General features: G+C 57.5%; 24 protein-coding genes. 12 read left to right on the forward strand and 12 right to left on the reverse strand.

Annotated elements, in window-relative coordinates:
* Positions 1 to 6: 6 nt before the first annotated feature.
* Positions 7 to 807 (reverse strand): PTS mannose/fructose/sorbose transporter subunit IIC, encoded by an 801-nt coding sequence (locus tag C1N60_RS09330; RefSeq protein WP_031280203.1) that lies wholly within the window; start codon positions 805 to 807, stop codon positions 7 to 9.
* Positions 808 to 864: 57 nt separating this feature from the next.
* The gene (gene manX, locus C1N60_RS09335) at positions 865 to 1,827 is read right to left on the reverse strand and encodes a PTS mannose transporter subunit IIAB (protein WP_058757739.1); all 963 of its coding nucleotides are present in this window, start codon (positions 1,825 to 1,827) and stop codon (positions 865 to 867) included.
* Between the two features lie 510 nt (positions 1,828 to 2,337).
* Here manX and C1N60_RS09340 point away from each other — a divergent pair.
* On the forward strand, positions 2,338 to 3,906 hold the full coding sequence (locus C1N60_RS09340; RefSeq protein ID WP_021510030.1) for a TerC family protein: 1,569 nt from the start codon (positions 2,338 to 2,340) through the stop codon (positions 3,904 to 3,906).
* 12 nt (positions 3,907 to 3,918) lie between these two features.
* Here the strand turns inward: C1N60_RS09340 and C1N60_RS09345 are convergent, their stop codons facing one another.
* From C1N60_RS09345 to pabB, 4 genes are all read right to left on the reverse strand, one after another.
* The gene (locus C1N60_RS09345) at positions 3,919 to 5,481 is read right to left on the reverse strand and encodes an EAL domain-containing protein (RefSeq protein WP_262264717.1); all 1,563 of its coding nucleotides are present in this window, start codon (positions 5,479 to 5,481) and stop codon (positions 3,919 to 3,921) included.
* 234 nt (positions 5,482 to 5,715) lie between these two features.
* The gene (locus C1N60_RS09350; protein ID WP_058774595.1) at positions 5,716 to 7,080 is read right to left on the reverse strand and encodes an L-serine ammonia-lyase; all 1,365 of its coding nucleotides are present in this window, start codon (positions 7,078 to 7,080) and stop codon (positions 5,716 to 5,718) included.
* A gap of 190 nt (positions 7,081 to 7,270) precedes the next feature.
* Complete coding sequence (locus C1N60_RS09355) at positions 7,271 to 7,840, reverse strand: CoA pyrophosphatase (RefSeq protein WP_021510033.1); 570 nt, start codon at positions 7,838 to 7,840, stop codon at positions 7,271 to 7,273.
* Position 7,841: 1 nt separating this feature from the next.
* Positions 7,842 to 9,194, reverse strand: a complete 1,353-nt coding sequence (gene pabB / locus C1N60_RS09360; RefSeq protein WP_152390955.1) for an aminodeoxychorismate synthase component 1 — start codon at positions 9,192 to 9,194, stop codon at positions 7,842 to 7,844.
* Between the two features lie 115 nt (positions 9,195 to 9,309).
* Between pabB and C1N60_RS09365 the strand changes: the two genes are divergently transcribed.
* A complete protein-coding gene (locus C1N60_RS09365; RefSeq protein WP_152390956.1) occupies positions 9,310 to 9,495 on the forward strand; it encodes a YoaH family protein in 186 nt (61 codons plus the stop codon).
* A 13-nt stretch (positions 9,496 to 9,508) separates the two neighbouring features.
* Here the strand turns inward: C1N60_RS09365 and C1N60_RS09370 are convergent, their stop codons facing one another.
* The gene (locus C1N60_RS09370) at positions 9,509 to 9,853 is read right to left on the reverse strand and encodes a RidA family protein (protein WP_058757734.1); all 345 of its coding nucleotides are present in this window, start codon (positions 9,851 to 9,853) and stop codon (positions 9,509 to 9,511) included.
* A gap of 125 nt (positions 9,854 to 9,978) precedes the next feature.
* Here C1N60_RS09370 and C1N60_RS09375 point away from each other — a divergent pair, with 125 nt between their 5' ends.
* The 5 genes from C1N60_RS09375 to rnd all read left to right on the forward strand — a co-directional run bounded on the left by C1N60_RS09375 (position 9,979) and on the right by rnd (position 16,406).
* Positions 9,979 to 11,889: an ATP-dependent DNA helicase gene (locus tag C1N60_RS09375; RefSeq protein ID WP_058771245.1), complete on the forward strand. Its 1,911-nt coding sequence runs from the start codon at positions 9,979 to 9,981 to the stop codon at positions 11,887 to 11,889.
* 52 nt (positions 11,890 to 11,941) lie between these two features.
* Positions 11,942 to 12,643, forward strand: a complete 702-nt coding sequence (gene tsaB, locus C1N60_RS09380; RefSeq protein ID WP_215785827.1) for a tRNA (adenosine(37)-N6)-threonylcarbamoyltransferase complex dimerization subunit type 1 TsaB — start codon at positions 11,942 to 11,944, stop codon at positions 12,641 to 12,643.
* A 60-nt stretch (positions 12,644 to 12,703) separates the two neighbouring features.
* Complete coding sequence (locus C1N60_RS09385; protein WP_010616392.1) at positions 12,704 to 13,297, forward strand: Slp family lipoprotein; 594 nt, start codon at positions 12,704 to 12,706, stop codon at positions 13,295 to 13,297.
* Positions 13,298 to 13,505: 208 nt separating this feature from the next.
* Positions 13,506 to 15,179: a long-chain-fatty-acid--CoA ligase FadD gene (gene fadD, locus C1N60_RS09390; RefSeq protein WP_125310121.1), complete on the forward strand. Its 1,674-nt coding sequence runs from the start codon at positions 13,506 to 13,508 to the stop codon at positions 15,177 to 15,179.
* A gap of 105 nt (positions 15,180 to 15,284) precedes the next feature.
* Positions 15,285 to 16,406, forward strand: coding sequence for a ribonuclease D (rnd, locus tag C1N60_RS09395; protein ID WP_059009717.1), 1,122 nt, complete (start codon positions 15,285 to 15,287; stop codon positions 16,404 to 16,406).
* A 55-nt stretch (positions 16,407 to 16,461) separates the two neighbouring features.
* Here rnd and minE read toward each other — a convergent pair whose 3' ends face one another.
* Genes minE through minC form a run of 3 tightly spaced genes read right to left on the reverse strand, consistent with a single transcriptional unit; the run spans position 16,462 to position 18,288 of the window.
* Positions 16,462 to 16,731 carry a cell division topological specificity factor MinE gene (gene minE / locus C1N60_RS09400; protein ID WP_010616394.1) on the reverse strand — a complete coding sequence of 90 codons (270 nt, stop codon included), beginning with the start codon at positions 16,729 to 16,731 and terminating at the stop codon, positions 16,462 to 16,464.
* 3 nt (positions 16,732 to 16,734) lie between these two features.
* Positions 16,735 to 17,547 carry a septum site-determining protein MinD gene (gene minD, locus C1N60_RS09405; protein ID WP_021510042.1) on the reverse strand — a complete coding sequence of 271 codons (813 nt, stop codon included), beginning with the start codon at positions 17,545 to 17,547 and terminating at the stop codon, positions 16,735 to 16,737.
* 33 nt (positions 17,548 to 17,580) lie between these two features.
* Positions 17,581 to 18,288: a septum site-determining protein MinC gene (minC, locus tag C1N60_RS09410; protein ID WP_021510043.1), complete on the reverse strand. Its 708-nt coding sequence runs from the start codon at positions 18,286 to 18,288 to the stop codon at positions 17,581 to 17,583.
* Positions 18,289 to 18,441: 153 nt separating this feature from the next.
* On the opposite strand from minC, the gene C1N60_RS09415 reads away from it, so the two are divergent.
* The 3 genes from C1N60_RS09415 to C1N60_RS09425 all read left to right on the forward strand — a co-directional run bounded on the left by C1N60_RS09415 (position 18,442) and on the right by C1N60_RS09425 (position 20,159).
* Positions 18,442 to 18,717: a YcgL domain-containing protein gene (locus C1N60_RS09415; protein ID WP_021510044.1), complete on the forward strand. Its 276-nt coding sequence runs from the start codon at positions 18,442 to 18,444 to the stop codon at positions 18,715 to 18,717.
* A 270-nt stretch (positions 18,718 to 18,987) separates the two neighbouring features.
* Entirely contained in the window at positions 18,988 to 19,647 is a 660-nt protein-coding gene (locus C1N60_RS09420; protein ID WP_021510045.1) for a fumarylacetoacetate hydrolase family protein, read from the forward strand.
* A gap of 65 nt (positions 19,648 to 19,712) precedes the next feature.
* The gene (locus tag C1N60_RS09425; RefSeq protein WP_021510046.1) at positions 19,713 to 20,159 is read left to right on the forward strand and encodes a YcgN family cysteine cluster protein; all 447 of its coding nucleotides are present in this window, start codon (positions 19,713 to 19,715) and stop codon (positions 20,157 to 20,159) included.
* Between the two features lie 57 nt (positions 20,160 to 20,216).
* On the opposite strand, the gene dsbB is transcribed toward C1N60_RS09425, so the two are convergent.
* Entirely contained in the window at positions 20,217 to 20,747 is a 531-nt protein-coding gene (gene dsbB, locus C1N60_RS09430) for a disulfide bond formation protein DsbB (RefSeq protein ID WP_040679952.1), read from the reverse strand.
* Positions 20,748 to 21,056: 309 nt separating this feature from the next.
* On the opposite strand from dsbB, the gene fadR reads away from it, so the two are divergent.
* Positions 21,057 to 21,776, forward strand: a complete 720-nt coding sequence (fadR, locus tag C1N60_RS09435) for a fatty acid metabolism transcriptional regulator FadR (RefSeq protein ID WP_058757728.1) — start codon at positions 21,057 to 21,059, stop codon at positions 21,774 to 21,776.
* Between the two features lie 324 nt (positions 21,777 to 22,100).
* On the opposite strand, the gene C1N60_RS09440 is transcribed toward fadR, so the two are convergent.
* Positions 22,101 to 23,636, reverse strand: a complete 1,536-nt coding sequence (locus C1N60_RS09440; RefSeq protein ID WP_031280208.1) for a SpoVR family protein — start codon at positions 23,634 to 23,636, stop codon at positions 22,101 to 22,103.
* A 499-nt stretch (positions 23,637 to 24,135) separates the two neighbouring features.
* Between C1N60_RS09440 and C1N60_RS09445 the strand changes: the two genes are divergently transcribed.
* Positions 24,136 to 25,437, forward strand: a complete 1,302-nt coding sequence (locus tag C1N60_RS09445; protein WP_058771249.1) for a D-amino acid dehydrogenase — start codon at positions 24,136 to 24,138, stop codon at positions 25,435 to 25,437.
* Positions 25,438 to 25,446 lie beyond the last annotated feature (9 nt).

The raw sequence follows: 25,446 nt of genomic DNA on the forward strand, positions 1-25,446 counted from the left end.
CTGTTCCTAGTCGAGTTCGTTGTCGAGGTCGTTGTTAGCCGGGCCCGCCGAGGCAGCGCCTGCGACGCGGTTGTATTTTGGCGCCAGCTGGATGTACAGCACCGCCATTACCACGCCAATCACGCCCAGCGCCACCAGGTTAAAGTTGGTGAACGCGGCGGTGACAAAGCCAAGATAGAAGAACGGCATCAGGTAACCGGCACGCATCATGTTGATGACCATCGCGTAACCGACCACCACGATCATGCCGCCGGCGATGTTCAGACCATTGGTGACCACTTCCGGAATCGAACTCAGCAGGCTGTGTACCGCGCTGGTACCGACCGAGACCGCCACAATCAGCGCCGGGATAGCGATACGCATCGCCTGCAGCAGCAGGGCAGAGACGTGGATCCACGAAATCGCCGTCAGGTTGCCTTTCTCCGCAGCTTTATCCGCGGCGTGCTGGAAGGCGACAGTGATAGTACGCACGATGATGGTCAGCACCTGACCGGCTGCGGCCAGCGGGATGGCCAGCGCAATACCGGCACCGACGCTTTGACCGCCGGCAATGACCAGAATGGTGGAGATGATGGAAGCCAGCGCCGCATCCGGTGCCACTGCCGCACCGATGTTCATCCAGCCCAGCGCGATCATCTCCAGCGTACCGCCGATGATGATGCCGGTTTTCATATCACCCAGCACTGCACCAATCAGGGTACAGGCCACCAGCGGCCGGTGGAACTGGAACTCATCGAGAATAGATCCCATCCCGGCAATACAGGCCACAATAAATATCAACACTATTTGTAGCGAGGTTATTTCCATTGCATTTTTCCTCAGCAAGATCAGAACTTTTTGCCCACGCGCGCAGGCACAGGCGAATCAGGCATTGACCTTCGCAATCAGGTCCATCATTTTCAGTTTCGGGTCGTTGGAGACTTTACGCACTTCCAGTTCGATACCGCGCTCATTCAGCTTGCGGAAGGCAGCGATGTCCTTCTCATCCACCGACACCGCGTTATTAACCTGCGTTTTCCCCTGACGGAAGGCCATGCCGCCGATATTCACCGACTTGATATCCACGCCTTGCTCCACCACGCGCTCAACATCGGTCGGATTGGTAAACAGCAGCATCACGCGATCGGAACCGTACTTCGGGTTGTTCCACACGCGGATCATCTTGGCGATATCCACCACGTGGGCGGTTACGCCCGGCGGCGCCACCTGAGTCAGCAGGGTTTTGCGTACGTGATCGTTGGCCACTTCATCACTGACGACGATGATGCGCGTCACGTTGGTCTCTTTGGTCCAGCGCGTGGCCACCTGGCCGTGGATCAGACGGTCATCGATACGGGCCAGGCCAATTTTCATGTGCTCGCCCGGCGCCAGCGGTTTCTGCGGCTGGGCAGGGGCTTTCGGGGCGGGCGCTGCCGCTGCCGGCGCGGCGGATTCGGTTTTGAGCGCTTTCACCCCCTCGCGGCCGGCCTCGACGGCGATATGGATCAGCTCTTCCAGCGATGGATCGTCATCGCGCCCCATCAGGGTTTCCACCAGCATGGGAATGTTGACCCCGGCAATAACGTCATAGCCCGGTTTATCCACCACGATGCGGCTGGCGGCGTTAAACGGGCTGCCGCCCCAGGTGTCCACCAGAAACAGCACGCCTTTCGACGTGTCGAGTCGGGCGAGCTGCGCCTGATATTTTTCGATTAGCGTTTCTGCATTTTCGCCGGGTACGAAATCAATCCATCCGACATTTTCCTGCTCGCCCAACAGCATTTCTGCTGTTTTAAGCAGCTGTTCTGCCGCCCAGCCATGTGTACCAATTACAAGCGCAATGGTCACTTGCTACCTCCGTTCGCATGAGAGTTCCCGACCATGGCCGGGAATCATTGAGAATTACCGTTGTTATTTTCTGTGGATCGCCCGGGACTAAATTGAAGAAAGTCATCAGGAAAAGGCCCAAAACATTCCGCGATACAGCAGTAAGGTCGCGATTTATTTTAGTGAGCGAAAAAATAAAATATGTGACGTTGCTCTGCTATTCGGAGCGTACCGGCGGCAACGGGCATTTTTATGGCAGTTTCTTGCGCTGGCGCAGTTATTTGTAAATGTAAGAAAATTTTTTGACGTTATTGATGTAACTGATACATTAGCTTTCTGTTTATTACTCAGGAGTACCGGGCTTTAGCTCACCTATATGGACCGTCACCGACGTCGCTTCACTTGTTCCCCGCGCTGCTCAGCGCGCACCCTGACACCTGCCGGTGTTGCCTCATCCGTTAACGCTCTCTCGTCTCGCCTTCCGGCGCAGGCTCAGTCGCGTTCGCCCTTACGTTTAGCAAGGAGTCATTGATGGAATTTCTCTTCGACCCCTCAATCTGGGCGGGTTTACTGACGCTGATCGTGCTGGAGATTGTGCTCGGCATCGACAACCTGGTGTTTATCGCCATTCTTGCCGACAAGCTGCCACCGAAACAGCGCGATAAAGCGCGCCTGATTGGTCTGTCGCTGGCGCTGGTGATGCGCCTCGGCCTGCTGTCGCTGATCTCCTGGATGGTGACGCTGACGCGACCCCTATTCAGCGTAGGCGATTTCAGCTTTTCCGGACGAGATTTAATTCTGTTGATTGGTGGTTTGTTCCTGTTGTTTAAGGCCACCATGGAACTGCACGAGCGGCTGGAAAACCGTGGCATGGAGCATCAGGGCAACAAAGCCTATGCCAGCTTCTGGGCGGTCGTGACGCAGATTGTGGTGCTGGACGCGGTGTTTTCCCTGGATGCGGTGATTACCGCCGTCGGTATGGTGAACCATCTGCCGGTGATGATGACGGCAGTGGTGATTGCCATGGGGGTGATGCTGCTGGCCTCAAAACCGCTGACCCGCTTCGTCAACGCGCACCCAACGGTGGTGGTGCTGTGTCTGAGCTTCCTGCTGATGATTGGTCTGTCGCTGGTGGCGGAAGGCTTTGGTTTCCATATTCCGAAAGGCTATCTGTACGCGGCAATTGGCTTCTCGATTTTGATCGAGCTGTTCAACCAGATTGCGCGCCGGAACTTTATCCGTCATCAGGCGCACCGTCCGATGCGTGAACGTACCGCCGAAGCGATTCTGCGTCTGATGGGCGGGCGCCAGCGTAACCAGCCGGCGCATACCGAAGAAGCGTCACTGACCGAAGCGATGCCGCAGGAAGCGTTTAAAGACGAAGAGCGTTACATGATTAACGGCGTGCTGACGCTGTCACAGCGTTCGATTCGCAGCATCATGACGCCGCGCGGCGATATCTCGTGGGTCGACGTCTCGCGTCCGCTGGATGAGATCCGCATTCAGCTGCTGGATACGCCTCACAGTCTGTTCCCGGTCTGTCGTGGCGAACTGGATGAGATCATCGGCGTGGTGCGCGCCAAAGAGCTGCTGGTGGCGCTGGAGCACGGTATGGATGTCGCGACCTTCGCGGCCAACACGCCGCCGATTGTGGTACCGGAAACGCTGGATCCTATCAACCTGCTGGGCGTATTGCGTCGCGCTAAAGGCAGCTTCGTCATCGTTACCAACGAATTTGGTGTGGTACAGGGCCTGATTACGCCGCTGGACGTGCTGGAAGCGATTGCCGGTGAGTTCCCGGACGAAGACGAAACGCCGGATGTGGTGGCGGATGGCGACGGCTGGCTGGTGAAGGGCGGTACCGATCTGCACTCGCTGCAGCAGCTGCTCGACCACCATGAGCTGGTCGATCCGGATGAAGATCACGCGTCGCTGGCCGGCCTGTTGATTGAGCAGAAGGGGCAGCTGCCGCTGCCGGGCGAGATTATCGATTTGCCACCGCTGCACTTCCAGATTATCGAAGCCACGGATTACCGTATCGATCTGGTGCGCGTCACTAAAGACAAGCCGCACCATGACGAGGAAGAGGGCGACGCCTGATGTCGTCCGGCATCAGGCGTCCAGCTGCGCCTGATGCTGCGCCAGCCATTGCGGAAAGTCCTCAATCGGCATCGGGCGCGCATAGTAGTAACCCTGCAGATGATCCACGCCGCGCTCGCGCAGATAATGCGCCTGCTCGGCGGTTTCCACTCCCTCCGCGACCAGCGCGATATTCAGCCGCTGCGCCAGTGAAATCACCATATCGGTCACCGTGGCGTTGATCGCGTCAGTGCCAATCGCGGCGGTAAAGATTTTATCGATTTTCAGTACGTCCGGCTTCAGGTCCTTCAGATAGGCCAGCGAACTGTGGCCGGTGCCGAAATCGTCAATCGCCAGCCGCACGCCAATTTCATGCAGCTGCGCCACGACCGTCTGGTCGATAACTGGCAGCGCATCGCGCTCGGTCAGCTCCACCACCAGTTTCGGCAGGGGATTGGCGGGCCACCAGTAGCGCTGTAAATCCTCAACAATCAGGCGATCGCGGAAGTGGCTGGCCGCGACGTTAATCGCGATATGAAATGCCGGGCACTGTGGCAGATTAGGCAACTCCGCGACGACTCTGGCAATCACAAAGCGCGTCAGCGGTGCAATCAGATTCTGGCGTTCGGCCAGCGGAATAAATACGTCCGGTGCAATCCAGCCCTGGCGCGGATTGTGCCAGCGCAGCAGCAGCTCGATACCATCGCAGTCGCCGCTGCGGGCATTGATCAGCGGCTGGCAGTAGACCATAAATTCGTTAGCGGTGATGCCATAGCTGATTTGCCAGCTCAGGCTCATGCGATTGGCGGTGGCCAGCCAGACGATATAGCCCAGTAGCAGGCTCAGCAGTACCGCCAGCGGCAGCTGAGACGGCAGGGTATTGAGCGCCAGTCGCGCCGGGGACGGGCCGTACAGCGTAATGCTGTAGGGATAACGCAGCGAGGCCTGATCGTAGGCCACTTCGTCATCGGACGGCACGGTATGCTCGATCAGCGGATTACCGTACTCAAGGCTCTGTCCACCTACGTTAAAGATCGCGCGCTCCACCCACGGCAGCTGCGGCTCCAGCAGATAGTTGGTCATCAGTTCAATGTTGATGATCTGCAGCAGGCCGTCCTGGTTATCCAGCGACTTTGGCGTCCACAGCAGCAGCACCGGCGAACCTTTCAGCAGGTAGTCGTCGGTGGACAGCATCATGCGCTGGTTGTTGATCGCCAGCTCGGGATAGGTCTGGCTGAACGAGATGTGGCGCGGGCCATAAATACTCGAACAGTAGATGGTATCGTCCTGCACCAGCAGCACGGTACGCACGGTTTGCAGCGCCGCGATCTTCTCAATCAGCGGGTAGCGCACCTGCGTGCAGGGCACGCCCACCAGCCCAAGCGTGTTGTTGGCGGAGACGTCCAGCGGCGAAAACATGCGGTCAAAGCGCTCAATCGCGCGGGTGGCAAAGTTAAGGGACTGCTGCTCAATGCGTGACTTCTCTTCGATGTAGCGAAAAGTCAGCGTAAGAATGAGAACCAGCGACGCGATCACCAACGCAATAAGCAGGCGCTTACGGCGAAATTGACCCACAAATTGCTGGGGAAGGAGCATCAGTAACCACCTTGCTAAGACAAAGAATGAGACCAAATTAACGTGAAAGTTATCGGCATGGCGGCGGCCAAATTTAGCGCGGCTGGAGAAAAAAAGCGGCACTAAAAAATCGCGCGACCATTAGAGGTCGCGCGCAAAAATAATGTATCTGGTTTGATAACGCGGAGGTAGAGGCCATTGCAGAAATAATGGCCGATCGCTGCAATTGTCAGCAGCGAAACGCGACGTTGCCGGTCAGTCGCACTGCACCTTGATCGCCAGACCGCCGCGCGAGGTCTCACGATATTTAGCATTCATGTCTTTGCCGGTCTCGTACATAGTCTCGATCACCTTATCCAGCGATACGCGCGGCTCGCTGGTGCGGCGCAGCGCCATCCGCGCGGCATTGATCGCCTTGACGGAGGCAATGGCGTTACGTTCAATGCACGGCACCTGTACCTGACCGGCGACCGGATCGCAGGTCAGTCCAAGGTTGTGTTCCATGCCGATTTCAGCGGCAACGCACACCTGCTCCGGGCTGGCTCCCAGCAGTTCAGCGAGGCCGGCGGCGGCCATTGAGCAGGCCACGCCCACTTCACCCTGGCAGCCGACTTCGGCACCGGAAATCGAGGCGTTCATTTTATACAACACGCCAATCGCGCCCGAGGCGAGGAAGTAGCGGATAAAGATATCCGGCGTGACCGTTTCGATGAAGTGATCGTAATACGCCAGCACCGCCGGCACGATGCCGCAGGCACCGTTGGTCGGTGCAGTGACCACACGACCACCGGCCGCATTCTCTTCATTCACCGCCAGCGCAAACATATTGACCCAGTCGATGACGTTCATCGGATCGTTAGAATGTTTGGTTGAGGAGACCAGCAGACGTCGCAGCGACGCCGCCCGACGCGGCACGCGCAGCGGGCCCGGCAAAACGCCTTCGGTATTCAGGCCACGATCGATACACGCCTGCATGGTTTGCCAGATGTTGCCAAAATAGGCGTAAATCTCGTCACGGCTGTGCAGCGCCAGTTCGTTTTTCATCACCAGCCCGGAAAGCGACATGCCGGTATCGCGGCAATGACTGAGCAACTCTTTGGCTGAATGGAACGGGTAGGGTACGGCGACCTCATCCAGCACTGACTGACCAAAATGCGCTTCGTCGACAATAAAGCCGCCGCCAATCGAGTAATAGGTTTTGCGCTCAAGCAGACGATCGCCGGCAAACGCGTACAGGGTCATGCCGTTTTCATGCAGCGACAGGTTTTCGCTACGGAAGACCATGCCGCCGTCACGCGGGAAGTCGACCTCGCGCGCGCCCTGTGCCAGCAGCAGGCGCTCACGCGTTTCGACATCTTTGATAAACGCCGGAATGCTGTCGATGTCGACGCTGGCAGGCTCAAAGCCGGCCAGACCCATAATGATGGCAATGTCGGTGTGGTGTCCTTTACCGGTGAGCGACAGTGAGCCGTAGACGTCCACCGCCACGCGCGTCACGTCCTGCAGCTTGCCCTGCTCGATCAGCAGATCAACAAACTGCTTGCCCGCTTTCATCGGGCCAACGGTATGCGAACTGGACGGGCCGATACCCACTTTGAACATGTCAAAAACACTTATCACCGGTGACGCTCCTCACAAATCTTCTTTTCTACGGCGCAGGCCGTTAATGCGGCTAATAGTAATCGCCAGCGGGCAGCAGCGAGCAGCTTTTCGCATGAAATAAACTAATTATAAACCACAGAAATAGTTATCCGTATCCCCGGATGTGAACGGGATCAATTTTTCGGCCAGGGTGAAACGGGACGGGGGATCAGGGCAGGGCGATCTGCTGGCCGAGCGCGCGCAGGATACCGGCGGTCATGCCCCAGATAAAATAATCTTCATACCAAGACAGCCACACCTGGTGCTGGCGATGACCGCGGCGCAGCGTCAGTCCGCTGTAGCGCCCCAGCCGCAGCGCCTCTGCGAGCGGCATGGAAAAGGCGCTTTCAACTTCATCCGGGTTGAGCCGCAGCGGTAAGTGCGGCGGAATGATACCGACCACGGGCGTGACGGCGAAACCGGTACTGCTGGTGACTGGCGGTAACACGCCGACCACCCGCACCTGCTGCGGCGCGATGCCCACTTCTTCCTGCGCTTCACGCAGCGCGGTGGCGATCAGCGAATCGTCAGTGGCATCCATCATGCCGCCGGGGAACGCCACCTGCCCGGCATGTTTGCGCAGCAGCGCGGAGCGGCGGGTCAGCAGCAGTTCGGGCTGGTCGCCATCAATCACCGGTACCAGCACCGCGGCACGGCGTCCGCTGATCACGCTGTGCGCGGTCGCCAGCGGCGGCTGCAGCACAAAGCGACTGAGAAACTGCGCCAGCGTCAACTCCATATCACGCCTCATCACGCAGACAGGGCAGAATACGGTTGAGCTTGTGCAGCGTCTCCTGATATTCCGCCTCAGCATCGCTGTCAGCCACCAGACCGCCACCCGCCGCGCAGTACAGCTGCTGATTTTCGGCAATCAGCGTGCGGATGGTAATGCTGCTGTCCATACGCCCGCACAGGCTGATGTAGCCGATACTGCCACACCACGCATTGCGCCGCTGCGGTTCGAGTTCCTCGATGATCTCCATGGCGCGGATCTTGGGCGCGCCGGTAATGGAGCCGCCGGGGAAACAGGCGCGCAGCAAATCGGTAGCGGAGAGCGCGTCTGGCAGTCTGGCCCGCACCGTGCTCACCAGGTGATGCACCGCCGGGAACGGCTCCACCACAAACAGCTCCGGCACGCTGACGCTGCCCGGCTCGGCGACGCGGCCAATATCATTACGCAGCAGGTCGACAATCATCAGGTTTTCCGCCCGATCTTTTTCGGCGCTGGCCAGTTTCTCCGCCTGCAATCGATCGGCCTGCGGATCGGCCAGGCGCGGCAGCGTGCCTTTAATCGGGCGGGTTTCAATCTGCTGTTGCTGCAGCGAGAGAAAACGCTCGGGCGACAGACTCAGCACGGCACTGTGCGGCAGACGAAGGAAGGCGCTGAACGGCGCGCGGTTGGCGCGGTTGAGACGTAAAAACGCCTGCCACTCATCGCCGCGATAGCTGGCCTGAAAACGCTGCGCCAGATTAACCTGGTAGCAGTCGCCCGCCTGAATGTAGGCCTGCACTGCCTGGAAACGCGCGGCGTACTGCGCATAGCTCATATTGGCCTGCCAGTCGCTGGTCAGGGCAAAGGGTTTGGGCTGCGGCACCGCCAGCGCCTGTAGCCACTGCCAGCGCTGCTCCGCGTCGTGCTGGGCAATCAGCGTCAGCGTCTGGCGATGATGATCGGCAATCAGCGCCCAGTCATAAATGCCGACCGCCATATCCGGCGTGTGTAAATCCTGCTGCGCCCGCTGCGGCAGCGTTTCGAAACGGCGACCGAGGTCATACCCAAACAGACCCAGCGCGCCGCCCTGAAACGGCAGATTTGCATCAAACGCCGGCCGGATGCCCAGCGCGTCCAGCTGCTGCTGCACCAGCTGCAGCGGATCGGCGTTAGAGTGGCTGATGCCGGTGCCGTCGTCGATGGCGGTGCTGTCACCGCGCGTCGTCAGGGTCACCCGCGGGTCGGCGGTGAGAATATCGAAACGGTTATCCGCGTGCTCGGCGTGACCAGAGGTCAGCAGCATCGCCCACGGGCGGTGCGCCAGCGTGGAAAAACGGTGTAAAAGTATATCGGGCGTATACTGTAGCGAGAGGGTTTTCACGTTCGTTTGACTAAATCAGTTCAGCAGGCAGGCGCGTAGCCTGGCATATTTTTTTGCTGCTGGCACCTGTTTGTTCAGCGTGGAATAATGCGTCCCCCCATTACAGGAGTGCATCATGTTTTCAGGTCTTCCGGCTTTATCGCACGAACAGCAGCAGCAGGCAGTGGAACGTATTCAGGAACTGATGGCCGGCGGCATGTCCAGCGGGCAGGCAATTGCGCAGGTGGCGCAGGAAATTCGCCAGAACCATCAGGGCGAAGCGATTCGGGCGCGCTTCGAAGAGGACGACGACGACGAATAGCGCCCGGCGAGCGTTATAGCGCGGCGATGATTTTGATTTCAACTTTATAGCGCGGATTCATCAGGCCGGCCTGCACCGTGCAGCGTACCGGCGCATTACCCGGCGAGACCCACGCATCCCAGGCGCGGTTCATCGCGGCAAAGTCCTCTTTGTCTACCAGGAAAATGGTAGCGTCGAGAATTTTGCTTTTATCCGAACCCACGCGCGTCAGGATGCGGTCAATCACCGCCAGCGCGTTGGCGGTCTGCGCTTCCGCATCGTCATCCAGATTCTCCGGCACGCTGGTGTAATACACGGTCTGGTCATGTACAACCGCTTCGGACATGCGGTGTTCCGCATCAATACGCGTAATGGTCATGCTGTTCTCCTTTATTTTTGCTGCGTTAGCCTGCCATATCCCATGGCCGGCTGTCATCTGTTGTGGTCGCCTGCGGTGAATCCTGACATAATTACAGGTGTTTTAAGAGCAATCGGTGAGGATGTGTGGCAGACGATTTTGCAGCGGATGGCGCGTTAGCGCAGGCGATTCCCGGCTTTAAGCCGCGCGCGGCACAGCGCGAAATGGCGCAGGCAGTGAGCGAAGCGGTGCAGCAGGCAGGCGAGCTGGTGGTCGAGGCCGGCACCGGCACCGGTAAAACTTATGCGTATCTGGCTCCGGCGTTGCGGGCGAAGAAAAAAGTCATTGTATCGACCGGTTCCAAAGCGTTGCAGGATCAGCTCTACAACCGCGATCTGCCGACCATTGCCCGCGCCCTGGCGTTCAGCGGCAAAACCGCGCTGCTGAAAGGGCGCTCCAACTATCTGTGCCTGGAACGGCTGGAGCAGCAAAATCAGACTGGCGGCGATCTCAGCGTGCAGGCGCTCGGCGATCTGATTAACGTGCGCAGCTGGTCTTCGGAGACCGTTGATGGCGACGTCAGCAGCTGCGCCGGCGTCGCGGAAGACAGTCCGATCTGGCCTTACGTCACCAGCACCAACGATAACTGCCTCGGCAGCGATTGCCCGCTGTATAAAGATTGCTTCGTGGTGAAGGCGCGCAAAAAAGCGATGGATGCGGATGTGGTGGTGGTGAACCATCACCTGTTTCTCGCTGACCTGGTGGTCAAAGAGGGGGGATTTGGCGAGCTGATCCCGGAAGCCGACGTGATGATCTTCGATGAAGCGCACCAGCTGCCGGATATAGCCAGCCAGTATTTTGGCCAGCAGCTGTCGAGCCGGCAACTGCAGGATCTCGCCAAAGACATTATCCTTGCCTACCGCACCGAGGTGCGCGATGTGCAGCAGCTGCAGAAATCCGCCGACCGGCTGGCGCAGTGCGCACAGGATTTCCGCCTGACGCTGGGCGAGCCCGGTTTTCGCGGCAATCTGCGTGACCTGCTGAGCGACAACAACATCATGCGCATGTTTACGCTGCTGGATGATGCGCTCGAGCTGTGTTACGACGTGATTAAGCTGTCGCTGGGCCGTTCCGCGCTGCTGGATGCTGCCTTCGAGCGTGCCGCGCTGTATCGCACCCGGCTCAAGCGTTTACGTGCGATTGATGAACCGGGCTTCAGCTACTGGTACGAATGCAGCAGCCGGCACTTTACGCTGGCGCTGACGCCGCTGTCGGTCGCGGAGCGCTTCCGCGAAGTGATGGACGGACGCAAAGCGGCGTGGGTGTTTACCTCGGCGACGTTGGCGGTCAACGAACAGATGAGCCACTTCGCCAGCCGGCTCGGCGTGGATAATGCCCGCACCCTGATCCTCGAAAGTCCGTTTGATTATGCGCAGCAGGCCTTGCTGTGCGTGCCGCGCAACATGCCGGAACCCAACTATCCTGGCGGTGCGCGTCAGCTGGCACGCATGATGAAACCGCTGATTGAAGCCAACAAAGGGCGCTGCTTCTTCCTGTGCACCTCGCACAAAATGATGCGCGAGCTGGCGGCGGAGTTCCGCGCCTCCATGACCTTACCAGTGCTGTTGCAGGGCGAAACCAGCAAAGGCCAGCTGCTCAAACAGTTTCTTGATGCTGGCAACGCACTGCTGGTGGCCACCAGCAGCTTCTGGGAAGGCGTTGACGTGCGCGGTGATGCGCTGTCGCTGGTGATCATCGACAAGCTGCCGTTTACCTCGCCGGAAGATCCGCTGCTGAAGGCGCGCATGGAGGATTGCCGTCTGCGCGGCGGCGATCCGTTCAACGATGTGCAGCTGCCGGACGCGGTGATCACCCTCAAGCAGGGCGTGGGCCGTCTGATTCGCGATACCGACGATCGCGGTGTGCTGGTGATTTGTGACCAGCGGCTGGTGTCGCGTCCGTATGGCGGTCTGTTCCTTAATAGCCTGCCGCCGACACCGCGCACCCGCGATTTACAGCGTGCGATTGACTTTGTGCGTCCGCCAGAGCAGCACTAATTTGTGCCAGGCTGTGGTAAGATGCGCGCCATTTTGATTCTCTGAGGTTGTTATGTCCGCCCGAATTTTAGCCCTGGACACCGCGACAGAAGCCTGTTCTGCCGCGCTGCTGAATCAGCAGCAGATCGATGCCCGCTTCGAAATCGCGCCCCGCGATCATACTCAACGTATTCTGCCGCTGGTGCAGGAATTGCTGCAGGCGCAGTCGCTGGAGCTGAGCGCGCTGGACGCGCTGGCGTTTGGCCGCGGGCCCGGCAGTTTTACCGGCGTGCGCATCGGCATTGGCATCGCGCAGGGCCTGGCGCTGGGCGCAAATCTGCCGATGATTGGCGTATCCTCGCTGGCAACCATGGCGCAGGGCGCCTGGCGTTTGACCGGGGCAACGCGCGTGCTGGCGGCGATTGATGCGCGCATGGGTGAAGTCTACTGGGCAGAGTATCAGCGTGATGAGCAGGGCGAGTGGCAGGGCGCTGAGAGCGAAGCCGTACTCAAGCCGGAAGCGGCACAGGCGCGCATCGCGCAGCTGAGCGGCGAGTGGGCCACCGTCGGCACCGGCTGGCAGGCTTATCCGCAGCTGCTGGCTGGCACGAGCGGGGCACAACTGCTGACCACCACGGTCACGCTGCCTGCCGCAGAAGATATGCTGCCGCTGGCGCTCAGCGCCTGGCAGCGCGGCGATAGCGTGGCAGTGGAAAATGCTGAGCCGGTTTATCTGCGCAATGAAGTGGCATGGAAAAAATTGCCGGGACGCTAGGCGCCCACGCAACTTATTTTTGCGCCTTCAGTCTAACGGAGAAATAACAGGAGAAGTGCTATGCCAATTAGTCGTAAAGGGATGTCTGGCGCTCTGTTAGCCTGTGCGCTGTTGCTCAGCGGCTGCGTGTCAGTGCCGGATGCCATTAAAGGGAGTTCTCAGCTTCCACAGCAGGATTTATTACGCGTGATGAATGCGCCGCAGCTGTATGTCGGCCAGGAGTCGCGCTTCGGCGGCAAAGTCGTGAAGGTGACCAACCTTAACGGCCTGACCCGGCTGGAAATTGCCACTCAGCCGCTGGATGACAGCGCGCGACCGCGCCTCGGTGCAGCCTCAATTGGCCGCATTTATGCGGACATTCATGGCTTTGTTGATCCGATCGACGTCAATAATCAGTACGTCACGGTGCTGGGCAACATCAAAGGCACCGAGAAAGGGGAAATTGGCAAAGCCAGTTACAACTTTGTGGTGATTGATGTGCGCGGTTATCAGCGCTGGCATCTGACTCAGCAGGTGATGACGCCGCCGCAGCCGATCGATCCGTGGATTTGGTACGGGCCGACGCGTCGCCATCCCGGCTATTGGGGTCCTAACCCCTACTGGGGCATGAACACCGGCGGTCCGGCGCAGGTTGAGACCATTCTTACCGAATAGCGCTAAACAGGTTTTTTTACGGCCCGGTCGCGGTGCTCGCGAACGGGCCTTTTTATTGGGCGCGCAACCGATGCGCGAAATTTAGTGATGCGCCTCGCAACCTGAAAATGCCGGAACAGGCAAACTGGTACAATCAGTTAAAATATTGTTAACAACACTGATTGCAGAGGCAGCGATGGCTACGCAACAAGAATATCGGGGTGAATCTTTGAACAAGGTTTGGCTGAAACGCTATCCGCCAGATGTACCAGCGGAAATTAACGCAGACCGTTATCCCTCTTTGGTCGATCTTTTCGAACACGCAGCGCAACGTTATGCCGATCAGGTGGCTTTCATTAACATGGGCCAGCCAATGACTTACCGCCAGCTGGAGCAGCAGAGCCGTGCTTTTGCGGCCTGGCTGCAACAGGGATTAGGCTTGCAGCAGGGCGATCGCGTCGCGCTGATGATGCCGAATCTGCTGCAGTATCCGGTGGCGCTGTTTGGCGTGCTGCGTGCCGGTATGGTGGTGGTGAATGTTAACCCGTTGTACACGCCGCGTGAGCTGAAGCACCAGCTTAACGACAGCGGTGCCAGTGCGATTGTCATTGTCTCCAACTTCGCCCATACGCTGGAAAAAGTGGTCGCGGAAACCCCGGTTAAGCACGTGATGCTGACGCGCATGGGCGATCAGCTGGCGCCGGTGAAAGCCACGCTGGTCAATTTCGTCGTTAAATACGTGAAAAAGCTGGTACCGAAATACCATCTGCCAGGGGCGGTACCGTTCCGTCATGCGCTGCAGCAGGGCGAGCAGATGAGTTATCATCGTCCTGTGATCAGTAATCAGGATCTGGCATTTCTGCAGTATACCGGTGGCACTACCGGCGTGGCGAAAGGCGCCATGCTGACCCACGGCAACATGCAGGCTAATCTGGAGCAGACCAAAGCCACCTACGGTAAACTGCTGCGCGCCGGTCAGGAGCAGGTGGTGACCGCGCTGCCGCTTTATCACATCTTTGCCCTGACGGTGAACTGTCTGCTGTTCCTCGACCTGGGCGGCACCAACCTGCTGATTACCAACCCGCGTGATATTCCCGGCTTCGTTAAAGAGCTGAGCAAATTTCCCTTTACCGCCATCACCGGTGTTAATACGTTGTTCAACGCCCTGCTGAACGATGCCAATTTTAACCAGCTGGATTTCTCCACGCTGCGTCTGTCTGCCGGCGGCGGTATGGCGGTGCAGAAAGCGGTGGCCGAGCGCTGGGAGAAACTCACCGGACACTATCTGCTGGAGGGCTACGGACTCACCGAATGCTCACCGCTGGTGTCGGTTAATCCGTATGATATTACCTGCCACACCGGCAGCATCGGTTTGCCGGTTCCGTCCACCGACGTGCGTATTGTCGATGATGAAGATCGCGACGTGCCGCCGGGCGAACCGGGCGAACTGTGCATTCGCGGGCCACAGGTCATGATTGGCTACTGGCAGCGGCCGGATGCCAGCGAGGAAGTGCTGAAAAATGGCTGGCTGCACACCGGTGATATTGTTACCGTGGACGCTGAAGGGTTTATCCGCATCGTCGATCGTAAAAAAGACATGATACTGGTGTCCGGCTTTAACGTGTATCCTAACGAAATCGAAGATGTGCTGATGCAGCACGCCAAGGTGCGCGAAGCGGCGGCGATTGGCGTGCCGAGCGATCTCTCCGGCGAAGCGGTGAAAGTGTGCATCGTGAAAAAAGATCCGTCGCTGACGAAAGAGGAAGTGCTGGATCATTGTCGTCGTCAGCTCACCGGCTATAAAGTGCCGAAGATTATCGAGTTTCGTGATGAGCTGCCGAAGACCAACGTCGGTAAAATTTTACGTCGCGAATTGCGCGACGAGGCGAAGCGCGAAGCGTAGTACTGGCTTCCGCTGAATGCTCAGGTTAACGCCGGCACCGTCCGGCGTTTTTATTGCTTTTAACATGGAGCGCTGTGCGAGGTTTGTCGCAGCGAGAAAGACAACGTGAATTACACCCTGATCGACCACAATGACCAGCTGGCCGCGGTATGCCAGCAGGCCCGTCAGCATCGCGCCGTGGCGCTGGATACCGAATTCGTGCGCACCCGCACGTACTATCCGCAGCTTGGCCTGATCCAGCTCTTCGATGGCGAGCAACTGGTTCTGATCGATCCGTTAACCATCAGCGACTGGGCACCGTTTATTGCGCTGCTGCAGGATCGTCAGCTGACCAAGTTCCTGCACGCCGGCGGGGAAGACCTCGAAGTCTTCCTGCATCGTTTCGGCTGTCTGCCGGAGCCGATGATCGATACGCAGATTCTGGCCGCTTTCGCCGGGCAGCCGCTGTCGTGGGGCTTTGCCGCGATGGTCAATCATTTCAACCAGATTGAGCTGGATAAGAGCGAAGCGCGCACCGACTGGCTGGCGCGTCCGCTTACCGAGCGGCAATGCCAGTACGCTGCGGCCGATGTGGCTTATCTGCTGCCGATCGCCCATCAGCTGGTGGCGCAAACCGAAGCGGCAGGCAACATGGCGGCGGCGCTGAGTGAATGCGCTACGCTGTGTCAGCGCCGTCTTGACGTACTGCAGCCGGAAGAGGCGTGGCGCGATATCACCAACGCGTGGCAGCTGCGTCCGCGCCAGCTGGCGGTGCTGCAGCGCCTGGCCGCGTGGCGTCTCAACCTCGCCCGGCAGAAAGACATGGCGGTGAATTTTGTGGTGCGCGAAGAGAACCTGTGGAAAGTCGCGCGCTTTATGCCCGGCAGCCTTGGCGAGCTGGATCATCTCGGCCTGAACGGTCACGAAATTCGCTTCCACGGTAAGGCGCTGGTGGCGATGGTGGCAGAAGCGCAGGCGCTGGATGAGGCCGCATTACCGCCGCCGTTGCCTAATCTGATTGACCACGCGCATTACAAGCAGGCGTTTAAAGCGATTAAAGCGCTGGTACAGCAGGTGAGTGAGCAGACCGGTTACAGTCAGGAGCTGTTAGCATCACGGCGCCAGATTAACCAGGTGCTGAGCGTGCACTGGGGACTGAAGAGCGCCACGCGTCCGCCGGAACTGCTGGCAGGCTGGCGGGGTGAGGTGTTGAAAGCCGGTATCGACGAGATTTTACACACGCTGTAAGCGGAACGTTTTCCCCTGCGCAACCACGCAGGAGAAAATCAGGAACCCGCTACAATCATTTAGGAACGTCTTCCGTCTCCGGCAGCGTCACGTTGAGCTCGAGGATAGAGATGTCATCCCCTTTCTGATCCAGCTGCACCGTGACCATGTCCGGGTCAATTTTCACGTATTTACAGATCACTTCCAGGATATCGCGCTTGAGCTGCGGCAGATAGTGGGGCTCACTGTCGCCCCTTCTGCGTTCGGCCACGATAATCTGCAGCCTCTCCTTGGCTATGTTGGCTGTGTTCTTCTTACGGGATAAAAAGAAATCAAGTAATGCCATTGGTTATCCCCCGAACAGGCGTTTCAGGAAACCCTTCTTCTCTTCTTCGATAAAGCGGAAGGGGCGTTCTTCGCCAAGCAGGCGATCTACGGTATCAGCGTAAGCTTTACCGGCGTCAGAGTTTGCATCGAGGATCACGGGCTCACCCTGGTTAGACGCGCGCAGCACCGACTGATCTTCCGGAATCACGCCGACCAGAGGAATGCGCAGGATTTCCAGCACGTCTTCCATGCTCAGCATGTCGCCACGCGTTACGCGTCCCGGGTTATAGCGGGTCAGTAACAGGTGCTCTTTTACCGGCTCTTCGCTGTTTTCAGCGCGACGTGATTTCGACGAGATGATGCCGAGAATACGGTCTGAGTCACGCACGGAAGAGACTTCCGGGTTGGTGGTAATGATCGCTTCATCCGCGAAGTACAGCGCCATCAGCGCACCGGTTTCGATACCGGCCGGCGAGTCGCAGACGATAAAATCGAAGTCCATTGCCGCCAGGTCGTTCAGCACTTTTTCCACGCCTTCGCGGGTCAGGGCATCTTTATCACGGGTTTGTGAGGCGGGCAGAATATAAAGCTGCTCGGTGCGCTTGTCGCGAATCAGTGCCTGATTCAGCGTCGCATCGCCCTGAATAACGTTGACAAAGTCATACACCACGCGGCGTTCACAGCCCATGATCAGGTCGAGGTTACGCAGACCGATATCGAAATCGATCACCACGGTTTTTTTGCCTTTCTGCGCTAACCCTGTGGCGATGGCCGCGCTTGACGTGGTCTTGCCAACGCCCCCTTTACCCGATGTAACTACAATGATGCGTGCCATAAATGTTGATTTCCTTAACGAAAGAAAAGGGGCCTAATTAAGTGTCTGGATGGTGAGCGCGCCCTCTTTAAGGCACAGGCGCGCAGCTTTACCAAAGAATTCCGCCGGGATCTGGTCCATGATCCAGTATTCGCCGGCAATGGAGACCAACTCTGCTGACAGGTTGGTGCAAAAAATCTGGCAGTCGCGATCGCCGCTGGCACCGGCCAGCGCGCGGCCGCGCATCATGCCGTAAATATGAATGTTGCCGTCTGCCACCAGTTCGGCACCGGCGCTGACGCTGCTGGTGACGATCAAATCGGCGTTGCGCGCATAAATCTGCTGACCGGAACGCACTGGCGTATTGATGATACGCGTTTTGCTGGCCGGTTCGCTGACCGGCGGCGCGACCGCTTCCGGCTCCGGCGCGGGCGCATCAGCGCGTTTGCGGTTCTCTTTACCCTCTGACAGCACCGGCAGGCCAGCGCGGGCAATCATCTTTTTCAGGGCTTCATCTTTGCAGCCGCTCACGCCCACAATGCGTAAGCCGGTGGCGCTGACGGCCTGCTGCATCTGCTTCCAGTTGATGTCACCGTTCAGGGCTGACACGTTCAGCACCACCGGCGCGTTGTGCAGAAAAGCCGGGGCCTGGTCGATTTTGTCCTGCAGCGCCTGACGAATCACCTCGGGTTGCGAATGGTGCAGATGAACAACTGACAGGGTAAAACTGCTGCCCTTGAATTCGATTGGCGATTGCGACATCTGTCCTGACTCAGTCCTGTTTTACGACCCTGAAGTAAACGCCGATAAAATCGTCATTAACACCCGCGGGTCAATATTCGAAGTTCTGCAAGCATGTTATAGTTACTGCTATATTCAGGCAAGTGACGCCCTTAGTTAATTCGAGTAAAAAATATGTTTTGTGTGATCTATAGAAGCCCGCAACGCGACCAGACTTATCTGTATGTAGAAAAAAAAGACGATTTTTCGCGCGTCCCTGAAGAACTGCTGCGCGGCTTTGGCAAACCGCAGCTGGCGATGGTGCTGTCGCTCGACCAGCGCGACAGGCTGGCCAACGCTGACATCAATAAAGTGAAGCAGGGTTTAAGCGAACAAGGTTATTATTTGCAGATCCCACCACCGGTTGAAAGTCTGCTCAACATTCATCTTGAACAGGGTAAAAAAGTTTAATTCAGATTCATCTGTAAAAATATATCCTGTAAATATAATCAGTGCTTCGGCATTAATTTAATTGCTCACCTTAACCCATTATTGTGGGCAATAATCGTTGTCTTAAGCGGCGGACCTGATGAACAGGGGAACGGCTTTTGCCGCTTTCCGTCACGTGCGCCGCGATAAACCCGCTAATATAGTGCTCAGCAGCCTGCCACGTTCCGGCGGCTGATGAGACATCTTCGCCAGCGCGGCTGGCACCAAACACAACTCAAGCAGGGGATTAGCATGTATCAGCATCGTAACTGGCAGGGCGCGCTGTTGGATTATCCGGTCAGCAAAGTGGTGTGCGTCGGCAGCAACTATGCAAAGCATATTAAAGAGATGGGCAGCGCCACCCCGAGTGAGCCGGTGGTGTTTATCAAACCGGAAACCGCAGTGTGCGATTTGCGGCAGCCACTGTCGATCCCGGCCAGCTTTGGTGAGGTGCATCATGAAGTGGAGCTGGCGGTGCTGATTGGTGCCACCCTGAAGCAGGCCAGTGAAGAGCACGTGGCAAAAGCGATTGCCGGTTATGGCGTCGCGCTGGATTTAACGCTGCGCGATTTGCAGGCCGGGTTTAAGAAAGCCGGTCAGCCATGGGAGCGCGCCAAGAGTTTCGATAACTCCTGTCCGCTGTCCGGGTTTATCCCGGCGGCTGAATTCAGCGTCGATCCGCAGGATGCCGAACTCAAGCTGGTTATTAATGGCGAGGTGCGCCAGCACGGCACCACGGCAGATATGATCCACAAAATTCTGCCGCTGATTGCTTACATGAGCCAGTACTTCACGCTGCGCGCCGGTGACGTGGTGCTGACCGGTACGCCTGAAGGCGTGGGCCCGCTGCGCTCCGGCGATAAGCTGGAAGTGTCGCTGGCCGGTCACGGTATCAGCACCCGCGTACTGTAATACTTGCATCACCGCACCTGAAGCTTTATAAGGTGCGGTCTTGTTGCTCAACCCGGACCGCTATCATGACCGACCAACCTTTCTGGCAGACCAAACGCCTGGACCAAATGAACGACGCAGAGTGGGAATCGCTGTGCGACGGCTGTGGACAGTGCTGTCTGAATAAGTTGCAGGATGCGGATACCGATGAGATTTACTTCACCAACGTTGCCTGCAATCAGCTCAACATCAAGACCTGTCAGTGCCGCAATTATGAGCGTCGCTTCGAGTACGAAGAAGATTGCATCAAGCTGACGCGAGAGAATCTCACCACCTTTAACTGGCTACCGCGCACCTGCGCTTACCGGCTGTTGGGGGAGGGCAAAACGCTGCCGGCGTGGCACCCGCTGATTGCCGGGTCGAAGAAGGCGATGCATGCTCAGCGTATTTCGGTGCGATACATCGCGGTGCGCGAGAGTGAAGTGCGCGACTGGGAAGAACACATTATAGACCGGCCGGATCGTAACGGCTGATAATGCAACAGGCAGCCGCGGCTGCCTGTTTTGTCTGAGACTTAGTTTGACTGGGACTCAGCGACCAAACAGATCGCGACGTTTTGCTTTGAACGGTTGCGCAATCAATACCAGAATGCCCACCAGTAGATAAGCGGCAAAAATCACGATCATCCACTGCGGCATGCTCCAGGTCAGGAAAGTCCATCCGCGTTCGGCGCAGTCACCGCTGGCGACAAATACCGCCGGCAGCCATTTATCCAGCGGCAGCCAGCTCGGGAAGCGAGCAGCAAAATCGCAGGTCACAAACGGGTTGGGATGCAGCTGAATCATGGTGTGCTCATAAGAGAGGCGTACCCCTTCATAAGCGCTGTAGAGCCAGATGGCGATGGCTGCCCAGCGCAGCGGCGTTTTAGGCGCAATTGCACCCACCAGGCCGGCGCCCATGACGCCAAACAGCGCACAACGCTCATAGATACACATTACGCAGGGTTGCAGTCCCATCACGTGCTGAAAGAACAGCGCAACCAGTTCAAAAACCAGGGCGGTCAGGGCCATTAATAACCAGGCACCGCGTCCGCGTGAGCATTGATTCAAGTATCGCAACATATTGCTTTTCCCGTAGCCGTTAATGCATCGCAGTGTAAACCAAAAGCGTACCCGTGCCAGCCAGGCAGGGGGAAAAAATCATGTATAAAAATGACTTATCCCTGATCCACGCCAAAAAATCGTGGCTTTTAGCACACGGCATCAAAAGCGCCCACGCAAGCGCAGCGTAACCCACGGCTTTTTTCGCTGCGCAGCTGCCGAATTTTGCGCCAGCGCGCGCTTTTAATCCGCTGGCAGGCTATTTCCGCTATGACCCCTCTGGTATGATGAGTGCCATTACGACAAAGAAAGCAACGAGAAATAAATGCTATGGTGATTAAGGCACAGAGCCCTGCAGGATTCGCTGAAGAGTACATAATTGAAAGCATCTGGAACAGCCGTTTTCCGCCGGGATCGATTCTTCCTGCCGAACGTGAGCTTTCTGAACTGATCGGCGTGACCCGCACCACTCTGCGTGAAGTGCTGCAGCGGCTGGCTCGTGATGGCTGGCTGACCATTCAGCATGGTAAACCCACCCGCGTCAATGATTTCTGGGAAACGTCTGGTCTTAATATCCTCGAAACGCTCGCCCGTCTTGACCACGACAGTGTGCCGCAGTTAATTGATAACCTGCTGTCAGTGCGCACCAATATCGCGTCGATCTTTATCAGTCGCGCGCTGCGCCATCATCCGGATAAGGCGCGTGAAGTGCTGGAGAGTGCGCTGAGCGAGGAAGATCAGGCTGAAGCCTATACCGAGCTGGATTACCGCGTATTTCGCGGCCTGGCCTTTGCTTCCGGCAACCCGATTTACGGCCTGATTCTCAACGGTCTGAAAGGGCTGTACACCCGCGTTGGCCGCCATTACTTCTCAAATCCGGAAGCGCGTGAACTGGCGCGTAACTTTTATCGTCAGCTGGCGGATCTGTGTGGCAAACAGCCGACGCAGGATCAGATCGTCGACAGCGTGCGTAACTACGGCCGCCGCAGCGGTGAAATCTGGCACAGTATGCAGAAAAGCATGCCGGATGATTTGAGCAGTAAGCGCTAACAGCGCACTAAGGTTTGGCGGGCTCCTGTCCCGGACAGCCAGTATCCGCTGCTGCCGGGCTGCTCCTCGCGCCGCTTACGCGGTACCTTCGGCGTTCACGTTGCGCCTGACGGACCGGCCGGTATCGGTCTTCCTGACCGGCCCGGCCTGATTCCCGCCTCCCCGCGGGAATCTCCTGGCGCAACGTAAAAGCCTCAGCGCTGCGAATAGCCCGCCGCATCAGCGGATACTGACTGTCTGTGAAGTTGGTGCAGGATTATCTGTGAGATTAGGGGCTTACAACGCAGGATGATAAATGCTCGTCCCTGAGCATGGAGATTTTGTTTAAAGCGCCGGTCCGCGCGCCGGACAGCGATCCAGCAGCTCCACGCTGCCATCTTCGTTCTGCTGTTCCAGATTGACATCAAAACCCCACAGCCGATGCACATGCTTCAGCACATCGCGACGGCTCTTATCGAGCGGGGCGCGCTGCTGCGGCACATAGCGTAGCGTCAGAGAACGGTCACCGCGCAGGTCAACGTTGTACACCTGAATATTCGGCTCCAGATTGCTCAGATTGTACTGCGCTGACAGCTGCTGACGAATCGCGCGATATCCCGCCTCATCATGAATGGCGGCAATCTCAAGATAGTTATTACGATCGTCGTCCATTACCGTAAACAGACGGAAATCCCGCATCACTTTCGGCGACAGGAACTGGCTGATAAAACTCTCGTCTTTAAACTCGCGCATGGCGAAATGCAGCGTCTTAAGCCAGTCGGAGCCGGCGATGTCCGGGAACCAGTAGCGATCTTCCTCAGTTGGCGACTGACAGATGCGCTTGATGTCCTGGAACATGGCAAAGCCCAGCGCATACGGGTTGATACCGTTATACCACTGGCTGTTATACGGCGGCTGATACACCACGTTGGTATGGCTGTGCAGGAACTCCATCATAAAGCGCTCCGACACTTTGCCCTCATCGTACAGGTGATTCAGAATGGTGTAGTGCCAGAAGGTCGCCCAGCCTTCATTCATCACCTGGGTCTGTTTCTGCGGGTAAAAATACTGGCTGACTTTACGCACAATGCGCAGCACTTCACGCTGCCACGACTCCAGCAGTGGCGCGTTCTTTTCCATAAAGTACAGCAGGTTTTCCTGCGGCTCAGAGGGATAGCGCGCCGCCTCGACCTGAGTAAACTCTTTCTCTTTGCGTGGCAGGGTGCGCCACAGCGTATTGACCTGGCTCTGCAGATACTCTTCCCGGCTTTTCTGCCGCGCTTTCTCTTCCTGCAGCGAAATCTTTTGCGGGCGTTTATAGCGATCGACGCCATAGTTCATCAGCGCATGACAGGAGTCCAGCAGTCGCTCGACCTCTTCCACGCCATAACGCTCTTCGCAATCAGAGATGTAGTTACGCGCGAACAGCAGATAATCGACAATTGAGCTGGCATCGGTCCAGCTGCGGAACAGGTAGTTGTTTTTGAAGAAAGAGTTGTGGCCATAGCAGGCGTGCGCCATCACCAGCGCCTGCATGGTCATGGTGTTCTCTTCCATCAGGTAAGCGATACAGGGATTCGAGTTAATGACGATTTCATACGCCAGTCCCTGCTGACCATGTTTATAGCGCTGCTCGGTTTCGATGAACTTCTTGCCGAACGACCAGTGGGCATAATTGATGGGCATCCCCACGCTGGAGTACGCATCCATCATCTGCTCGGAGGTGATCACTTCGATTTGGTGCGGGTAGGTATCGAGCCCATAGCTTTTGGCCACGCGGTCGATCTCCGCCAGGTAGACATCAAGCAGCTCAAAGGTCCAGTCGGGACCGTCACTGAGTCGTTTGCTGTTGCGGGTTGGCTCGTCAAACATTGTCGTCATAGCGCACCTCTGTTTTGCAAGCGGCAGGCAACAGAGTGTCACCTGTCACGATCGTTTAAGGCTTCATCCTGAGAAAGACAGCCCAAAAAAACTGAGCGAACACTTCAATGATAGTCCACTGTCGCTTATCCGATGCGGGAACTCAATCGAATTCTTTTGGTACAAAATCATCATAATAGGCGTGCTTTGGTAGCTAATAAGGTTATGTGTTATCTGAGTGATAAATTGCAGCATTAAATCCTGTTTATAAGCGCGCGATATGACTGCGGCGCTTTCTCCTGAAAAAAGTGAGATGCTCTGCCTTTCGCATAATAATTCGCTGGTTAACGCTTTTAAGGCACAAAAAACTCTGATTTTGGCGCGACCGCATGATTTCAGTGTGCAGTTAAGTGAAAAACATGTGAAATGAAAGGGTCGAATGTAATATCAGTTCAGCCATCGGGTTATGCTAAACCCGATGGTGATACCAGTTAATTATGCTTTTCGCGATGAGGGGCTTATGCGCGTAGTCATTCTGGGTAGTGGTGTCGTAGGGGTAGCCAGTGCGTGGTATCTGGCGCAGGCGGGGCATGACGTCACCGTAATCGATCGCCAGCCCGGCGCGGCGCTGGAAACCAGTGCCGGCAATGCCGGGCAAATTTCGCCCGGCTATGCGGCACCCTGGGCGGCGCCCGGTGTACCGCTTAAGGCGGTAAAGTGGATGTTTCAGAAGCATGCGCCGCTGGCAGTGCGACTCGACGGCAGCAAATTCCAGCTGGAGTGGATGTGGAACATGCTACGCAACTGCGACATGCGTCACTACCAGGAAAACAAGGGCCGTATGGTGCGTATCGCCGAATACAGCCGCGACTGCCTGAAGGCACTGCGCAGCAGCACCGGTATCGCCTATGAAGGGCGCCAGGGCGGCACTTTGCAGCTGTTCCGCACGCAGCAACAGTTTGACAGCGCCAGCAAAGACATCGCGGTACTGCGTGAAGCGGGGGTGCCCTATGAGCTGCTGGAAGCGCATCAGCTGCACAGCGTGGAGCCGGCGCTGGCGGGTACCGCGCACAAGCTGACCGGCGGCCTGCGCCTGCCGAATGACGAAACCGGTGACTGCCAGCTGTTTACCCAGCGTCTGGCGGCGATGGCAGCCGCAGCCGGCGTCACTTTCCGTTATGACACGTCGGTGGATCAACTGTTGCGCGAAGGCAATCGCATCTATGGCGTGAAGTGCGGCGATGAGGTCATCAAAGCCGATGCTTACGTCGTGGCGTTTGGCTCTTACTCCACGGCGCTGCTGAAAGACATCGTGTCGATTCCGGTCTATCCGCTGAAAGGCTATTCCCTGACTATCCCGATCAAAGATCCGCAGGGCGCGCCGGTCTCCACCATTCTGGATGAAACCTATAAAGTGGCGGTAACACGCTTTGATGACCGCATTCGCGTCGGTGGCATGGCCGAAATCGTTGGTTTTAACACCAAACTGTTGCCGGCACGACGTGAAACGCTGGAGATGGTGGTCCGCGATCTCTATCCTGAAGGCGGGTATGTTGAACAGGCTACCTTCTGGACCGGACTGCGCCCGATGACGCCAGATGGCACGCCAATTGTCGGGCGCACGCCGCTGACCAATCTCTGGCTGAACACCGGGCACGGTACGCTGGGCTGGACGATGGCCTGTGGTTCCGGCCAGTTGCTGGCCGATCTGATTTCGGGACGTAAACCGGCCATCGCCGCCGACGACTTGTCGGTGCTGCGTTATCTGCCGGGCTTTGCGGCCCCGGCATCGCCGCTGCGTAATGCCAGCGCGACGCGCTGATACTTCAGG

The sequence above is a fragment of the Pantoea sp. SGAir0184 genome, from assembly GCF_043544755.1.

Bases quoted from the DNA above. Each gene is read 5' to 3' on its own strand.
- C1N60_RS09330 (WP_031280203.1), bottom strand. From the start codon at position 807: ATGGAAATAACCTCGCTACAAATAGTGTTGATATTTATTGTGGCCTGT.
- C1N60_RS09340 (WP_021510030.1), top strand. From the start codon at position 2,338: ATGGAATTTCTCTTCGACCCCTCAATCTGGGCGGGTTTACTGACGCTG.
- C1N60_RS09345 (WP_262264717.1), bottom strand. From the start codon at position 5,481: ATGCTCCTTCCCCAGCAATTTGTGGGTCAATTTCGCCGTAAGCGCCTG.
- C1N60_RS09355 (WP_021510033.1), bottom strand. From the start codon at position 7,840: ATGGAGTTGACGCTGGCGCAGTTTCTCAGTCGCTTTGTGCTGCAGCCG.
- C1N60_RS09365 (WP_152390956.1), top strand. From the start codon at position 9,310: ATGTTTTCAGGTCTTCCGGCTTTATCGCACGAACAGCAGCAGCAGGCA.
- C1N60_RS09370 (WP_058757734.1), bottom strand. From the start codon at position 9,853: ATGACCATTACGCGTATTGATGCGGAACACCGCATGTCCGAAGCGGTT.
- tsaB (WP_215785827.1), top strand. From the start codon at position 11,942: ATGTCCGCCCGAATTTTAGCCCTGGACACCGCGACAGAAGCCTGTTCT.
- C1N60_RS09385 (WP_010616392.1), top strand. From the start codon at position 12,704: ATGCCAATTAGTCGTAAAGGGATGTCTGGCGCTCTGTTAGCCTGTGCG.
- minE (WP_010616394.1), bottom strand. From the start codon at position 16,731: ATGGCATTACTTGATTTCTTTTTATCCCGTAAGAAGAACACAGCCAAC.
- minD (WP_021510042.1), bottom strand. From the start codon at position 17,547: ATGGCACGCATCATTGTAGTTACATCGGGTAAAGGGGGCGTTGGCAAG.
- minC (WP_021510043.1), bottom strand. From the start codon at position 18,288: ATGTCGCAATCGCCAATCGAATTCAAGGGCAGCAGTTTTACCCTGTCA.
- C1N60_RS09415 (WP_021510044.1), top strand. From the start codon at position 18,442: ATGTTTTGTGTGATCTATAGAAGCCCGCAACGCGACCAGACTTATCTG.
- C1N60_RS09420 (WP_021510045.1), top strand. From the start codon at position 18,988: ATGTATCAGCATCGTAACTGGCAGGGCGCGCTGTTGGATTATCCGGTC.
- C1N60_RS09425 (WP_021510046.1), top strand. From the start codon at position 19,713: ATGACCGACCAACCTTTCTGGCAGACCAAACGCCTGGACCAAATGAAC.
- dsbB (WP_040679952.1), bottom strand. From the start codon at position 20,747: ATGTTGCGATACTTGAATCAATGCTCACGCGGACGCGGTGCCTGGTTA.
- fadR (WP_058757728.1), top strand. From the start codon at position 21,057: ATGGTGATTAAGGCACAGAGCCCTGCAGGATTCGCTGAAGAGTACATA.
- C1N60_RS09440 (WP_031280208.1), bottom strand. From the start codon at position 23,636: ATGACGACAATGTTTGACGAGCCAACCCGCAACAGCAAACGACTCAGT.
- C1N60_RS09445 (WP_058771249.1), top strand. From the start codon at position 24,136: ATGCGCGTAGTCATTCTGGGTAGTGGTGTCGTAGGGGTAGCCAGTGCG.